Genomic DNA, 15,099 nt, shown 5'->3' with positions numbered 1-15,099 from the left:
GAACAGGAGATCGAACGCCTGGCGTTCTACGACGCGCTCACGGGCCTGCCCAACCGCCGCCTGCTGCTGGACCGCCTGCAACGCTCCATCGCCGCCTGCCAGCGCACCAGGAACCTCGGGGCCCTGCTGTTCATCGACCTCGATAACTTCAAAGACCTCAACGACACCCTGGGCCACGACATGGGCGACCAGCTCCTGGCCCAGGTCGCCGCCCGCCTGGTGGGCAGCGTGCGCGAAGCCGACACCGTGGCCCGCTTCGGCGGCGACGAATTCGTCGTCATGCTCGAAGCCCTGGCCCCTGACCTGCAAAACGCCGCCACCCAGGCAGAAACCGTCGCCGAAAAACTCCTGGCCAGCCTGAACCAGCCCTTTGACCTGGACGGCGCCCAGCACTACAGCACCCCCAGCATCGGCATCACCCTCTTTGGCGACGAACGCCTCACCGTGGACGAACTCCTCAAGCGCGCCGACCTGGCCATGTACCAGGCCAAAGCCGCAGGACGCAACACCCAGCGCTTCTTCGACCCCGACATGCAGGCGGCCGTCAACGCCCGCTCCAACCTCGAAGCCGACCTGCGCCAGGGCCTGGCCCGGGGCGAATTGCTCGTGCACTACCAGCCCGTCGTGGACCACCACGCCCGCCTGCTGGGCGCAGAAGCCCTCGTGCGCTGGCGCCACCCCCAGCGCGGCATGATCAGCCCCGGCGACTTCATCCCCCTGGCAGAACAGACCGGCCTCATCCTCCCGCTGGGCCAATACGTGCTCCAGACCGCCTGCGAACAACTGCAGCGCTGGAGCCAGCACCCAGACACCGCTCACCTGTCCATCTCCGTCAACGTCAGCGCCCGCCAGTTCCGCCAACCCGGCTTCGTGGCCGAAGTGCTGCAAACCTTGAAGAACCACAACGCAGACCCCCGGCAACTCAAGCTCGAACTCACCGAAAGCCTGCTGCTGGGAGACATCGAAGACACCATCGCGCGCATGGTGCAGCTCAAAAGCGAAGGCGTGGGGTTTGCGCTCGATGACTTTGGCACCGGCTACTCGTCCCTGTCCTACCTCAAGCGCCTGCCACTGGACCAGGTGAAGATCGACCAGAGCTTCGTGCGGGACGTGCTGACGGACCCGAACGACGCGGCGATCGTGCGGACCATCCTGGCGCTGGCCAAGAGCCTGGACCTGGAGGTGGTGGCGGAGGGGGTGGAGACGACGGGGCAGCTGTCGTTCCTGAGGCTGCATGGGTGCGAGGGGTTCCAGGGGTATCTGTTTGGAAGGCCTGGGCCCGTCGAGTTGTTCGAGCGTGAGCATCTGCCGGGCCATTCCGCCCCCTCGCTGCCGACCGCTCTGCCCGCACCGAAGGAGCCGCAGCCATGAACGGTGTGGGCATCCTGTGGGTGGACATTGATACCCAGCATGCGGCGGCCGCGCGGCGGCTCATGGCAACGCGTTACCCCGACTGGCGGGTGGTCAACAGCCCCACGCCAGAAACTGCCAAGGCTCCCCTCGCCAGCCAGGCCTGGGATGCCGTGGTGCTGTGCCTCAAGCCCACCGACCAGGAACTGCCCGGCCTGCTGGAGCTGTGCGCTGGCCGCCCGGTGCTGATGTGCATCGATGCAGCGCAAGAGGCCCTGGCTGCGCGCGCCTTTCGCTGCGGGCTGGGCGACTATGTGCTGCGCGAGGCCGATGGCGTAGCGCACCTGAGCGAGCTGCTCAACCGCCTGGTGGCGCTGGTGCAAGGCGCCAAGGGGCAGGGCCAGCCCGTGCGCATGGTGGATGCCCGCATCTGGCAAGAGGCTCTGACCATGCTGCAGGAGCAGCGCTCGGCCCTGCAGGCCACGCTGGCCAGCATGAGCCAGGGCATCTTCAAGACCGGGCCCGATGGCCGCATCACCGTCTACAACGAGCGCGTGCTGGAGCTGCTGAACTTGCCCGAGTCGCTGATGGCCACCCGCCCCACGCTGGCTGACCTGACGCGCGTGCAGGCCGAGCGCGGTGACTTTGGCGAGGGCTATAGCCTGGTGGACCGTCGCGGACACGACTACGTGGCACAGGGTGCTGTCGCTGCGGCCCCGGCACTGTACTGGCGCACCACACGCGATGGCCGTACGTTCGAGGTCCGCACCACCACGCTGGCCGATGGCAGCCTGGTGCGTACGTTTGCCGATGTGAGCGACTACGTGCGCGTGGAGAACGAGCTGCGCGAGAGCGAGGCGCGCTTCCGGTCCCTGAGCGACCTGTCGTCCGACTGGTACTGGGAGCACGATGCCGAGGGCCGCTTTGTGCAACTGGCGGGCGACCTGAGCGTGAACGGCATTCCGCTGTCGGACGTGATGGGGCGCACGCGCTGGGAGATCGGCGCCCTGAACATGACTGATGCCGACTGGGCTGCGCACCGCGCGGTGCTGGCCGCGCACCAGCCGTTCCGTGACCTGGAGCTGCAACGCCGGCGCGCGGACGGCAGCATGCACTGGATCTCGGTCAGCGGCGTGCCGGTGCTTGATGCCAATGGCGCGCTGCGTGGCTACCGGGGCGTGGGCCGCGACATCACCGAACGCAAGCAGGTCGAGAGCCAGATCGAACGCCTGGCGTTCTATGACTCGCTGACCGGTCTGCCCAACCGCCGCTTGCTGGTGGACCGGCTGCAACACGCCACGCTGGCGGTTGCGCGCTCTGACACCCAGGGCGCGCTGCTGTTCATTGACCTCGACAACTTCAAGGACCTCAACGACACGCTGGGCCATGACACCGGCGACCAATTGCTGCTGCAGGTGGCGCAGCGCCTGAAGGGCTGCGTTCGGGAGTCCGACACCGTGGCCCGTTTTGGTGGCGACGAGTTCGTGGTGCTGGTGGAGGGCCTCAGCCCTGACCCCGCCCACGCAAGCGCCGAGGCTGCGCTGGTGGCCAGCCACATCATCACCACGCTGGGCAAGCCCTATGCGCTGGGTGATGCCAGCCACCACAGCACACCCAGTATAGGCATCGCGCTGTTTGGCCAGCAGACCGTGAGCGTGGATGAGCTGCTCAAACATGCCGACCTGGCCATGTACCAGGCCAAGGCGGCGGGGCGCAACACCCAGCGCTTCTTCGACCCCGACATGCAAGCGGCCGTGAGCAACCGCTCGGCCCTGGAGGCCGACCTGCGCCGCGGCCTGCAAGACAAGGAGCTGGTGCTGTACTACCAGCCGGTGGTGGACGGCAAAGGCCGCTTGCAGGGTGCCGAGGCCCTGGTGCGCTGGCGCCACCCGCGCCGGGGCATGGTGTCCCCCGCCGAATTCATTCCGCTGGCCGAGCAGACCGGGCTCATCCTGCCCTTGGGGCAATGGGTGATGGAGACGGCCTGTGCGCAGCTGGTGGCTTGGCAGCGCAGCTCGCTCACGCGACAGTTCTTTTTGTCGGTGAACGTGAGCGTGCGGCAGTTCCGCCAGCCCGACTTTGTGGAGCAAGTGCTGGGCGTGCTCGATGCCACGGGCGCCAACCCGGAGCGCCTCAAGCTCGAACTCACCGAGAGCCTCTTGATGGCCGATGTCGAAGATGTGATTGCGCGCATGGAGCATCTGCGCCGCTACGGCGTAGGCTTCTCGCTGGACGACTTTGGCACCGGCTATTCCAGCCTGAGCTACCTCAAGCGCTTGCCGCTCGACCAGCTCAAGATCGACCAGGGCTTTGTGCGCGACCTGCAGACCGATCCCAACGACGCCGCCATTGTGCGCACCATCCTGGCCCTGGCCGACAGCCTGGACCTGGCCGTGGTGGCTGAGGGCGTGGAGACCACGGGCCAGCTGGAGTTCTTGCAGCGCTACGGCTGCAAGGCCTTTCAGGGCTACCTGTTTGGCCGGCCCATGCCCGCCGAAGTGCTGGAGCGTGCGCTACGGCCCGCGCTATGACCTGCGCTAAGGCAAAGGTCCGCCGGCGCGCGCAGTTCACAATTGCGCCATGAAAAAACAGGTGTTGGTCGCCGGTGGCGGCATTGGCGGCTTGGCTGCTGCGTTGGGCGCATCCCGGGCCGGGTGGGAGGTGCGGCTTTACGAGCGCGCTGCCGCGTTCAGCGAAGTGGGTGCGGGCGTGCAGATCGGGCCCAACGTGGTGCGCCGCCTGCAGGCCTGGGGTCTGCAGCAGCCGCTGCAGGCGGTGGCTGCCTTTCCCAGCCGGTTGCAGGTGCGCAACGCCGTCAGCGGCCAAGAGCTGGCCGTGTTGCCCCTGGGTCCCACGGCGGTGGAGCGCTATGGCGCGGCCTATGCCACCATTCACCGAGCGGACCTGCATGGCCTGTTGCTGTCCGCCGTGACCAAGTACACCGACACGCAATGGCATCTGGAGCATGCGATCGACAGCTTTGCCGATGCCGACGGCGTGGTCACCGTGCGCACCAGCCGGGGCAAGCAGGTTGAGGGCGATGCCCTGATAGGTGCCGATGGCCTGTGGAGCCGCACGCGCACCCAGCTTCTGGGCGCGGTACCGCCACGCGTGACGGGGCACCTGGCCTACCGCGCGCTGGTGCCGCAGCATGCGCTGCCCGACGCCTTGCGCACGGCGCAGGTCACCGCATGGCTGGGCCCGCGCCTGCACGCGGTGCAGTACCCCGTGCGTCGGGGCGAGCTGCAAAACCTGGTGGTCATTGTGCAAGGGCCCGCACCGCAAGACCTGGAGAACTGGGACCACGCCGCCAATGCCGCAGGCCTGGAGCACGCACTGCAAGGCACCTGCACCGCGCTGCAGGACGTGGTGCGCAGCGTGAGTGCCGCAGGTGGGGCGGGCTGGCGCCTGTGGCCCTTGTGTGACCGCCCGCCGGTGCGCAGCGCGGACGAGATGGCACAAGGCCTGGTGGGCCTGCTGGGCGATGCCGCGCACCCCATGCGGCCTTACCTGGCCCAGGGCGCAGGCATGGCGATTGAAGACGCGGCCGAGTTGCAGCGTGCTTTGGCCATGCACGACCTCGATGTGCCGCTGCGTCTGCGCCGCTATGCGCTCAACCGCTGGCAGCGCAACGCGCGGGTGCAGGCACGGTCGACACGCAATGGCCGCATCTTCCACGCCACGGGGCCGGTGCGCTGGGGGCGGGACCTGTCGCTGCGCCTGCTGGGCGAGCGCCTGCTGGATGTGCCCTGGTTGTACCGGGGCGACGGCTCCAGCGCCAGTTCGTTGTGACGGTTGGCGTGCGTGAGGCGCACGGCGGATAAGCCGTTGGCGCATGGCCGATGCATGCAGTATCAACCGGACATTCCAGTTGTCAGGACATTCCCTATCCGGTGCAACCCGCGAGCGCGTTTTGCAGGGTGAACTTTGCGCAGTGTGCCACGCTCTATCCCTGTGTGTGCAATGCCACAAAAAGGCCGGCCACACGCCCGCGAATTTGCTGTTCAAGCGCAGGTCGTGGTGCTACAAAGAGCCAAGCCGGTAGCGATTGCCAATGCAACACCGTGGTACCACCTGAGCCCGCCAGGGGTGCCGCTACAGGAGGTCGTATGGATGCCATCAGCAACTTCGCCGCGCGCTATGCCCGTAGCCGCGAAGAGGAAATGTCGATCGACGAGTACCTCGCCGAGTGCAAGCGTGACCCCATGGCCTATGCCACATCGGCCCAGCGCATGCTGGCAGCGATTGGCGAGCCCGAGATGGTGGACACGCGCAACGACCCGCGCCTGTCGCGGCTCTTTGCCAACAAGGTCATCAAGCGCTACCCCGCATTCACCGAGTTCTACGGCATGGAGGAGTCCATCGAGCAGGTGGTGAGCTTCTTTCGCCATGCCGCGCAGGGGTTGGAGGAACGCAAGCAGATCCTCTACCTGCTGGGCCCTGTGGGTGGTGGCAAAAGCTCCATTGCAGAGCGCCTCAAGGCGCTGATGCAGAAGGTGCCGTTCTATGCGCTCAAGGGCTCGCCGGTCAACGAATCACCGCTGGGTCTGTTCGACGCCGCAGAAGACGGCCCGGTGCTGGAGGAGCAGTTCGGCATTCCGCGCCGCTACCTGCAGCGTGTGCTGTCGCCGTGGGCGGTGAAGCGGCTGGAAGAGTACGGCGGCGACATCCGCCAGTTCCGTGTGGTCAAGCGCTACCCCAGCGTGCTCAAGCAGGTGGGCATTGCCAAGACCGAGCCGGGCGACGAGAACAACCAGGACATCTCCAGCCTGGTGGGAAAGGTGGACATCCGCAAGCTCGAAACCTTTGCGCAGGACGATACCGACGCCTACAGCTACAGCGGTGGCTTGTGTCTGGCCAACCAGGGGCTGCTTGAATTCGTGGAAATGTTCAAGGCGCCCATCAAGGTGCTGCACCCGTTGCTCACGGCCACGCAGGAGGGCAACTACAAGGGCACCGAAGGCTTTGGGGCGATTCCGTTTGACGGCGTGGTGCTGGCCCACAGCAACGAAAGCGAGTGGAAGGCGTTTCGCAACAACAAGAACAACGAGGCGTTCCTAGACCGCATCTACATCGTCAAGGTGCCGTACTGCCTGCGCGTGAGCGAGGAGATCCGCATCTACGAAAAGCTCATCCGCGAATCGTCGCTGGGCAGCGCCGTGTGTGCGCCCGGCACGCTCAAGATGATGGCCCAGTTCGCCATCCTCACGCGGGTGAAGGAGCCTGAGAACTCCAGCATCTTCAGCAAGATGCAGGTGTACGACGGCGAGAGCCTCAAGGACACCGACCCGCGCGCCAAGAGCTACCAGGAGTACCGCGACTACGCGGGCGTGGACGAGGGCATGACGGGCATCTCCACCCGCTTTGCGTTCAAGATTTTGTCCAAGGTGTTCAACTTCGACAGCGCCGAGGTGGCCGCCAACCCGGTGCATCTGATGTATGTGCTGGAGCAGCAGATCGAGCGCGAGCAGTTCGCCACCGATCTGGAGACCAAGTACACCGGCTACATCAAGGAGTTCCTGTCGCCGCGCTACGCCGAGTTCATTGGCAAGGAGATCCAGACGGCCTACCTGGAAAGCTACAGCGAGTACGGCCAGAACATCTTTGACCGCTACGTCACCTACGCCGACTACTGGATCCAGGACAACGAGTACCGCGACACCGACACCGGCGAGGTGTTCGACCGCAGTGCGCTCAACGCCGAGCTGGAGAAGATCGAGAAGCCCGCAGGCATCGCCAACCCCAAGGACTTCCGCAACGAAATCGTCAACTTTGTGCTGCGGGCGCGCGCCAACAACCAGGGCAAGAACCCGAGCTGGACCAGCTACGAAAAACTGCGGCTGGTGATCGAGAAGAAGATGTTCTCCAACACCGAAGAGCTGCTGCCAGTGATCAGCTTCAACGCCAAGGCCAGCGCCGAAGAGGCCCGCAAGCACGAGGACTTCGTCACCCGCATGGTGAACAAGGGCTACACGCCCAAGCAGGTGCGGCTGCTGTGCGAGTGGTACCTGCGCGTGCGCAAGAGTAGCTAGGGTCAGTGCCTGGGCCGCAGGCCCTGCATGGGGAACGGGAGCAACGGATGGCATTGCAAATCATCGACCGCAGGCTCGCTGGCAAGAACAAGTCGGTGGGCAACCGCGAGCGATTTGTTCGCCGATACAAGGAACAGATCGCGGATGCAGTGCGCCGTGCCGTCTCGCAGCGCGGCATCCGCGACATGGAGCAGGCCGAGAGCATCACCATCCCGCGCAAGGACATCAGCGAGCCCGTCTTCCACCACGGCCAGGGCGGCATCCGCGACACCGTGCACCCCGGCAATGCAGAGCATGTGCGTGGCGACCGCATCGAGCGGCCCCAGGGCGGTGCGGGCGGGCGCGGATCGCAGGCCAGCGACAGCGGTGAGGGCGAGGACGACTTCACCTTCACGCTGACCAAGGAAGAGTTCATGCAGCTCTTTTTTGAAGACCTCGCGCTGCCGCACCTGCTGCGCACCCACATTGGCGAGAACCCGCAGTGGAAGTCGCGCCGCGCAGGCTACAGCCAGGACGGCATCCCCAACAACCTGGCCGTGCTGCGCACCATGCGCGGCGCTTTGGGTCGGCGCATTGCACTGGGCAAGTCGGCGCACCGCGAGCTGCTGGCGCTGCAGGCCGAACTGGACGCCCTGCTGGCGCAGGACGACGGCACCAGCGAGGCGGTGGTTGAGTTGCAGCGCCGCATTGATGCGCTCACGGCGCGCATTGGCAAGCTTCCCTACCTCGACCCCATCGACCTGCGCTTTCGTGCGCGCACGCCGGTACCCGTGCCCAGCAGCCAGGCGGTGATGTTCTGCGTGATGGATGTGTCGGGCTCCATGGACGAGACGCGCAAGGAGCTGGCCAAGCGGTTCTTCATCCTGCTGTACCTGTTCCTCACACGGCACTACGAGACCATCGACATCGTGTTCATCCGCCACCACACCCAGGCGGCCGAGGTGAGCGAGGAGCAGTTCTTCCATTCCACCGAAAGCGGCGGCACGGTGGTGAGCAGCGCGCTGGTGCTGCTGGACCAGATCATTCGTGCGCGCTACCCGCAGGGCGACTGGAACATTTACGTGGCCCAGGCCAGCGACGGTGACAACTTCACCAACGACAGCGGCGTCTGCCGCAACCTGCTGGTGGACAAGATCCTGCCGCTGGTGCGCTACTTTGCCTATGTGCAGGTGGCCGAGGAAGAACAGAACCTGTGGGACGAGTACAGCCAGCTCGCGCCGCTGTACTCCCACTTTGCGATGCGCAAGGTCTCCGCACCCGGTGACATCTACCCGGTGTTCCGCGATCTCTTCAAGAAAGAGGGGGTGGCCGCATGAACAACGTTGTGCAGTACCCCGTGCTGGAGCGCCGCCTCAGCGACAACCCCTGGAAGGCCGCAGCCGTGGGCGAGCGCCGCCACCGTGCCGTGCCCGGCCAGCCCCTGCCTGCAGGCGCGCGGCCGGCCGAGCCGTTGCCCGACCCGAGCGACTGGACGTTCGAGCTGATCGAGCGCTACCACGCGGCCATTGCCGCCACGGCCGAGCGCTTTGGTCTCGACACCTACCCCAACCAGCTGGAGATCATCACCGCCGAACAGATGATGGACGCCTACTCCAGCGTGGGCATGCCGGTGAACTACCGGCACTGGAGCTACGGCAAGGAGTTTCTGGCCACCGAACGGCGCTACCGGCGCGGGCACATGGGCCTGGCGTACGAGATCGTCATCAACTCCAACCCCTGCATCAGCTACCTGATGGAGGAGAACACCACCGCCATGCAGGCGCTGGTGATTGCGCATGCCGCTTATGGCCACAACAGCTTCTTCAAGGGCAACTACCTGTTTCGCATGTGGACCGATGCGTCCAGCATCATCGACTACCTGGTGTATGCCAAGGACTATGTGGCCCAGTGTGAGGAGCGCTACGGCACGGGCGAAGTGGAGCGCTTGCTTGACTCCTGCCATGCCCTGGCCAACTTTGGCGTGGACCGCTATCGCCGCCCGTCCAAGAAGAACCTGGCGCGCGAGCGGCTTGAACGCGCGCAGCGCGAGGCCTACGCCCAGCAGCAGGTGAACGAGCTGTGGCGCACCCTGCCCACGCGCCCCGGCAAGGAAGGTGCGGCGCAAGAGGCCGACCGCTTCCCCAGGGAGCCGCAAGAGAACATCCTGTACTTCATCGAAAAAAACGCGCCCCTGCTGGAGCCCTGGCAGCGCGAGATCGTGCGCATCGTGCGCAAGATCGCCCAATATTTCTACCCCCAGCGCCAGACCCAGGTCATGAACGAAGGCTGGGCCACGTTCTGGCACTACACGCTGCTCAACACGCTGTACGACGAGGGGTATCTGAGTGATGGCGTGATGATCGAATGGCTGGGCTCGCACACCAACGTGGTCTACCAGCCACCCGTGGGGCACCGTGCCTATAGCGGCATCAACCCCTATGCGCTGGGGTTTGCCATGTACCGCGACATTCAGCGCATCTGCCAGCACCCCACCGAGGAGGACCGGCACTGGTTCCCCGATATTGCAGGCACCCCCTGGCTGCCTGCGCTCGACCATGCCATGCGCAACTTCAAGGACGAGAGCTTCATCGGCCAGTACCTCAGCCCGCACCTGATGCGCGAGATGCGCCTGTTTGCGCTGCATGACGACGCTGGCGAGCGCGACCTGGTGGTCAGCGAGATCCACGACGAAAACGGCTACCGCAGCCTGCGCCAGTTGCTGTCGCAGCAGTACGACTTGGGCACGCGCGAGCCCAACATCCAGGTGTGGAACGTGAACCTGCGCGGCGACCGCAGCCTGACCCTGCGCCACACCCAGTACCAGGGCCGTCCGCTGGCCGACGACACCCAGGAGGTGCTCAAGCACGTGGCGCGGCTGTGGGGCTTTGGGGTGCAGATCGAGAGTGCGGACGCCGATGGCAACCACCCGGTGCTGCTGCACCAGGTGCCCGCCTCAGCCACCTGACCGGGCTGCGCTGGCACCTGCGCGGCGGCTGAGGGATGATTGCTCTGTTTTTGATAGCTGCCAGCGCATGATTCACTAGCGCTACCGCCCGATTTGGCTCAAAAAGCGGGCGAAGAGGCCTTGGCCCGTGGCACCCGTGCCTGCAGCGGGCAGTCGGTGGCCACACGCTCGGCCAACGTCTGGCGCAGGGCCTGCAGGGCGGCAATGCGGTCGTCAATCTCCTGCAGCTTGGCGGCTAGCACCTGCGCCAATGCGGGGCCGGGCTCGGCGGCGTCCCAGATGGCGGGCAGCCGGTCGCCGATCTCCGCCAGGGTAAAGCCCAGCTGCTGCGCAGTGCGGATGTACTGCACCAGCGTCACCACCTCGGGCGGGTAGTCCCGGTAACCGTTGTCCAGGCGCCGCGCGCGAATCAGGCCCTGCTGTTCATAAAAGCGCAGCGCCTCGCGGCTCAGGCCCGAGGCCGTGGCCAGTTCACCGATCAGCATGATCCCGTTCCCTTCACAAAGTGCTTGACCCTGAAGCGTACTTCAAGGTGGAAGCTCGGGGCCTCATTGATCCATTCACAGAGGTTTCCTGTCATGCACATCCCCGCTTTCGCTTCCGGCCGTTATCTGCGCATCGTGCGCGCCAGCGGCTGGTACGACCTGCTCGTCACCTGGCCGTTTGCCTTGCCCTGGACCTTCGCCTGGCTCTACGCCCAGCTGAACCTGCTGGCCCAGGCGCTCGCATTGCCTGGCACCTTGCACCCCTTGGACACCACGCACATGCTGCTGGCCAACCTGCTGGGCTCGGTGGTGGTGGTGTGGTCAGTGGCGCGCATCGTGGCGCCCACGGTGCTGCTGGGGCGGCTGGATGGCGTGGCGCGGTTTCTGTTTGCGGCCTGGCAGATCTACGCGGTGGCACACGGCGCCAATGCCATCGTGCTGGGTTTCACCGCCTTCGAGTTGTTGTTCGGCGTGCTGCAATGGTGGCGTGTAGCAGGTGCCAGTGCGGCGCTGTGCCCGCCTGACCCCGCGCGGGTGAATGAGCTGGTCAATGGGCGGGCGCGGGCAGCAGCCTGAAGGCCAGTGCACCCACCACCAGCATGGCCGCAATGGTCAGCATCACCGCCACGTACGGGTCTGCACCCTGTGCGGCGGCGAGGGAGGCCGCCACGCCCGTCACCCACTGCATCAGCGCCACGCCCAGGAACAGCGCCATGGTGAACACCGCCATGGCCCGCCCCGTGACCGCAGGGGCGTAGGCCGAGCGCACATCCGAATACTGCAGCACCATGTAGCCCGACAGCAGGCCCACGGCCACGGAGCCGCCCACGTCCAGCCATTCGGCATGCAGAAAGCCCATGGCCGCAAACAAGGCCGCCAGCAGGACGGTAAAGCCCAGCAGCCAGCGCCTGCGCCGCGCGGGGCCAGGGTCCAGCCGACCAAAAAGGGCTGGGCTGAACAGTGACACCAGCGACGACAGCATGGCCACATTGCCGCTGGCCACCAGCGAATAGCCGTGCCGCTCGATCAACAGTGGGCCCAGCCACAGTCCGCGCAGCGTGAGGAACGAGGCGTACGTCATCAGCGCCAGCAGCATGATGCCGGCGGTGTGCGGCAGCAGGAGCAGCGCGCCGAAGCCGCGCACCGCCTGCAGTATCGATTCGCGCGGAGCGGCCTCGTCGATGGGTTGTGCGGGTTCATGCACCTTCCAGAAGATCAGCAGCCAGGCCAGCGCCGCCAGGCCCGCCAGCACGCCAAACCCCATGCGCCAGGATGACTGCTGCACCAGCCAGGCCAGCGGCGTGCCGGTGAACAGCATGCCCAGTCCGCCCACCCCCATGGCCACCCCCGACACCATGGCAAACCGCGACGCCGGAAAGTAGCGTGCGATGAACACCGTACACACCAAAAATGCGGGTGCGCAGCCCACACCGATCAGCACCTGCCCCAGCAGCACCGTGCCATAGCCCGGCGCCAGTGCCGACAGCACCGCGCCCGCAATGGTCAGCGGAAACGCCACCAGCAGCGTGCGCCGCACGCCATACAGGTCGATGCCAATGCCCATGAACAGCTGCATGGTGCCAAAGGCAAACGCAAACGCCCCGGCAAACACCCCCAGCGCCTGCGCCGACAGACCGAACTCGGCCCGCAAGCCCGTCGCCATGATGGCCGTGATGGTGCGAAACGCCTGGCTCAGCGCAAAGCCCGCCACCAGCGCCAGCAGCATGGCCCAGGCAGCGCGGGGGGCGAGGAGAGGGGGGGCTGGCAAGGGGGTGGGCACGGGGGCAAGTCTCCAGAGCGGATGCCCGTGGCGGTCGAGAGGGGTTCTCTGCCGGCGACTGGGCCCCGCGAGGTTATCCGCTGAGCACGGGCGCTGCTGTCACCCATGGACGGCGGGGAGCCGGCCCGGTGGGCGGAGCAGCAGTACAGGCAGGCTCCTAGGGTATGTCCCAGTCCCTCCCATCCATAACCGACCAAACGCGTCGGATGCTGCGGATTTTGGGGTGTGGGTGCTTGTAATCGGATGTTTCTACCGCGGATTGGACTCCTCGGTGCTTCCAATCATGCCCCGTCCGCAGGCGGCTGGGGCCGTCATGAGGGCGCCACAGGGCGCGGGCAGACTTTAGAGGAGGCTCTCGATGTGGGGATCACCCCAATGACGGTGCCGGGGGCCTGGGGCACTCTTGTGTCCATGCGCTGCACCGGGTGTTGGTCACGGCTCTGGAATCGCAGGTTTCGGTCTCTCGCAATCAGGATGGTGCAGGCAATGGTGAGTGGCAAGGTTTGTGCTTGGGTGATCACCACGGGGCTTTGAACGGGCCCCGGTGGCCGGTGGCCACAAGCCGTTGGATGGAAGTTGTCGGGCGCCGTCAGGCGGCGCCACGATGTCAGGAGTGACCGATGAAGACGATGGTTTTGCTGGGTTCGGGTGCGTTGGCTACCCTCTTGTTGTCGGGCTGCGCAAGCCAGCCTCCCGCGATGCAGGCGTTCAGCGCACCGACCGATGGCAGCAGCATGCAATACGCCTGCGGCAACGGTGAAAAAGTGGAGATGCAGTTCTACCCCGAGCAAGGCCGCAGCGTGATGCGCCGCAGCGGCTGGACGGTGGAGCTGCCCAAGCAGGCTGCCGACAGCGGCTACGCCTACAGCAACGGCCCCACCACGGTGCTGGGCAAGGGCAATGAGCTGACGATCCAGATTGGACACCTGGCACCGATCTGGTGCCGCAGCAACCGCGGCATGATGGTGGCGGGCGTCCAGTAACCTCACCCCTCTTTGTCACCGGCCTGTTCGGGGCTGGTTCGGATTTCTGGTTTTTTCAGGGCCTGTGCAGCCTGTCTGCACAGGCCCTGTGTCGTTTCAGCGCGCCTCGGGCGTGCAGGACCCGGGGGCGGCTGCTGCAGAAGCAGGGCGCTGCTCCAGCGTGCGGGGGGCGACCAGCAGGTTGCCCTGTGCGTCCCGCACGGTAACGACCACCTCGCGGCTGCTGTCGGCGCGGGTGTCGCTGAACTGCAGTTGCATCTCGGCAGCCACAGTGCGGGTTTGGGCTTCGCCCCCGTTGGAAAATTCCGTGGTTTCCAGGGTGCCCTTCAGGAGTGCCCGGCCCTGTGCATCGATCTCCCACGGGCCGGTGAACACAAAGCGCTGGCAGGTGATGTTGAGTTCCACCCGCTCGTTTTCCAACAGCAGGTCCGTGCCACCGCAATGCAGAGCGCAGGGGGCTCCCACCGTGAAGCCCGCGCCCGAAAAATATACCGCGCCGTTGATCGGGCCGGTGCCCGTGCCACCGGTGCCGGGACCGCAGGCGGCCAGCACCAGCAGGGTGGTGACAGCCACCAGCCGTCGGGCCGTGAGGCTGGTCGTCTGGCCCACCCGGGCCCAGAGTTCAGGAAGGACGTTCATCTTGGTCTGCGGCATAGAAGTAGCTGCCAAAGCGGGCGCGCCGGTTGCGCTCGCCGGGCGGGGTGTTTTGCTGGTCGTGGTCGTAGCGGGCCTGGGCCTCGGTCATCACGGTCTTGAAGGCTTGGCGCCAGGCCTTGGCGGCCACGGCGTGCAGGCGGTGGGCTGATTCTTCGCTGAGCTGGTCCACAAACACGGCCTGCTCCAGGTAGTTGTGCTCGCCCTCCAGGTTGAGACTGGCCGCCGCCAAATGGTCGTGCAGGTTGTCCTGCATCAGCTGTGCCATCTCGGCAAAGCCCTGGCGCGGCACAAAGCCGGCGGCCAGCAGGCGGATGAGTCCATCCTCACCTTCCTCGGCGATGCCCAGGCGGACCAGTTCGTCGAGCACCGCGCGGGGCCGCACATCGCTGCTGATGCTGGCCACCAGGCCATCGAAGTGCGGAGGCTCGCCGCTGCGGGGCAGGGGGCGGGGCTGGCCCTCGTCGTCCAGGCAATCCGTCTGGCTCAGCCAGCGCGCGGCCACCTGGCTGGCCATGTTCAACGGGGTTTCGCCCGCTTCTTCCTCAGCAGCGGGCTCGGCCAGACGGCCGAGGTTGCGCACATCGCGCCGGTGCACGCCCGACATCAGGCTCACCGCGCTGTCGGTCGTCTTCTTGCCTGTGCGCTGCAGCTCGTCGTGCGCAGCGTCCAGAAACACTTTCTTCATGGCCGCGGCAAACGCGGGGTAGGCCACGCCATTGCGCAGCAGCAGGCGCGCCAGAGGGCGTAGCACGTGCAGGGCAGAGGCCAGAACGATGGCGGAGCGGGAGGGCATGAAAGAAGGCCGAGGCGCGGCGGGTGTCAGGGTCAGGCTGTGATTGTCATCTGGTTGACGGTTTGAAATTATGTG

At 66.0% G+C, this 15,099-nt stretch carries 12 protein-coding genes; 8 read left to right on the top strand and 4 right to left on the bottom strand.

Annotated features, from left to right (window positions below; all coding sequences use genetic code 11):
* The 6 genes from ACTJKQ_RS19845 to ACTJKQ_RS19820 all read left to right on the top strand — a co-directional run.
* On the top strand, positions 1 to 1,371 hold a 1,371-nt coding region (locus ACTJKQ_RS19845), incomplete at its 5' end, for a putative bifunctional diguanylate cyclase/phosphodiesterase (protein WP_440597835.1).
* Positions 1,368 to 3,881, top strand: coding sequence for a putative bifunctional diguanylate cyclase/phosphodiesterase (locus tag ACTJKQ_RS19840; protein WP_056066599.1), 2,514 nt, complete (start codon positions 1,368 to 1,370; stop codon positions 3,879 to 3,881). The genes ACTJKQ_RS19845 and ACTJKQ_RS19840, both read left to right, overlap by 4 nt.
* A 49-nt stretch (positions 3,882 to 3,930) precedes the next feature.
* On the top strand, positions 3,931 to 5,142 hold the full coding sequence (locus ACTJKQ_RS19835; RefSeq protein ID WP_440597834.1) for an FAD-dependent monooxygenase: 1,212 nt from the start codon (positions 3,931 to 3,933) through the stop codon (positions 5,140 to 5,142).
* A gap of 317 nt (positions 5,143 to 5,459) precedes the next feature.
* The gene (locus ACTJKQ_RS19830) at positions 5,460 to 7,382 is read left to right on the top strand and encodes a PrkA family serine protein kinase (RefSeq protein ID WP_440597833.1); all 1,923 of its coding nucleotides are present in this window, start codon (positions 5,460 to 5,462) and stop codon (positions 7,380 to 7,382) included.
* Between the two features lie 47 nt (positions 7,383 to 7,429).
* Positions 7,430 to 8,698, top strand: coding sequence for a YeaH/YhbH family protein (locus ACTJKQ_RS19825; protein WP_440597832.1), 1,269 nt, complete (start codon positions 7,430 to 7,432; stop codon positions 8,696 to 8,698).
* A complete protein-coding gene (locus ACTJKQ_RS19820; RefSeq protein ID WP_440597831.1) occupies positions 8,695 to 10,326 on the top strand; it encodes a SpoVR family protein in 1,632 nt (543 codons plus the stop codon). Before ACTJKQ_RS19825 ends, ACTJKQ_RS19820 begins: the two co-directional genes overlap by 4 nt.
* A gap of 98 nt (positions 10,327 to 10,424) precedes the next feature.
* Here ACTJKQ_RS19820 and ACTJKQ_RS19815 read toward each other — a convergent pair whose 3' ends face one another.
* Positions 10,425 to 10,811: a MerR family transcriptional regulator gene (locus ACTJKQ_RS19815; protein ID WP_343736579.1), complete on the bottom strand. Its 387-nt coding sequence runs from the start codon at positions 10,809 to 10,811 to the stop codon at positions 10,425 to 10,427.
* A 93-nt stretch (positions 10,812 to 10,904) separates the two neighbouring features.
* On the opposite strand from ACTJKQ_RS19815, the gene ACTJKQ_RS19810 reads away from it, so the two are divergent.
* Positions 10,905 to 11,387 (top strand): hypothetical protein, encoded by a 483-nt coding sequence (locus tag ACTJKQ_RS19810; RefSeq protein ID WP_440597830.1) that lies wholly within the window; start codon positions 10,905 to 10,907, stop codon positions 11,385 to 11,387.
* On the opposite strand, the gene ACTJKQ_RS19805 is transcribed toward ACTJKQ_RS19810, so the two are convergent.
* Complete coding sequence (locus ACTJKQ_RS19805) at positions 11,359 to 12,537, bottom strand: MFS transporter (RefSeq protein WP_440597841.1); 1,179 nt, start codon at positions 12,535 to 12,537, stop codon at positions 11,359 to 11,361. The genes ACTJKQ_RS19810 and ACTJKQ_RS19805 overlap by 29 nt on opposite strands.
* A gap of 674 nt (positions 12,538 to 13,211) precedes the next feature.
* Here ACTJKQ_RS19805 and ACTJKQ_RS19800 point away from each other — a divergent pair.
* Positions 13,212 to 13,574 carry an MliC family protein gene (locus ACTJKQ_RS19800; RefSeq protein ID WP_056066623.1) on the top strand — a complete coding sequence of 121 codons (363 nt, stop codon included), beginning with the start codon at positions 13,212 to 13,214 and terminating at the stop codon, positions 13,572 to 13,574.
* 96 nt (positions 13,575 to 13,670) lie between these two features.
* Here ACTJKQ_RS19800 and ACTJKQ_RS19795 read toward each other — a convergent pair whose 3' ends face one another.
* Entirely contained in the window at positions 13,671 to 14,213 is a 543-nt protein-coding gene (locus ACTJKQ_RS19795; RefSeq protein ID WP_440597829.1) for a hypothetical protein, read from the bottom strand.
* Positions 14,197 to 15,024, bottom strand: coding sequence for a DUF6502 family protein (locus tag ACTJKQ_RS19790; protein WP_440597828.1), 828 nt, complete (start codon positions 15,022 to 15,024; stop codon positions 14,197 to 14,199). Before ACTJKQ_RS19790 ends, ACTJKQ_RS19795 begins: the two co-directional genes overlap by 17 nt.
* Positions 15,025 to 15,099 lie beyond the last annotated feature (75 nt).

It is taken from the genome of Acidovorax sp. 22279 (assembly GCF_052045435.1).
GTDB lineage: Bacteria > Pseudomonadota > Gammaproteobacteria > Burkholderiales > Burkholderiaceae_C > Acidovorax > Acidovorax delafieldii.
The sequence above is the reverse complement of the archived record's forward strand: the minus strand, read 5'-3'. Positions and strand labels throughout refer to the sequence as shown.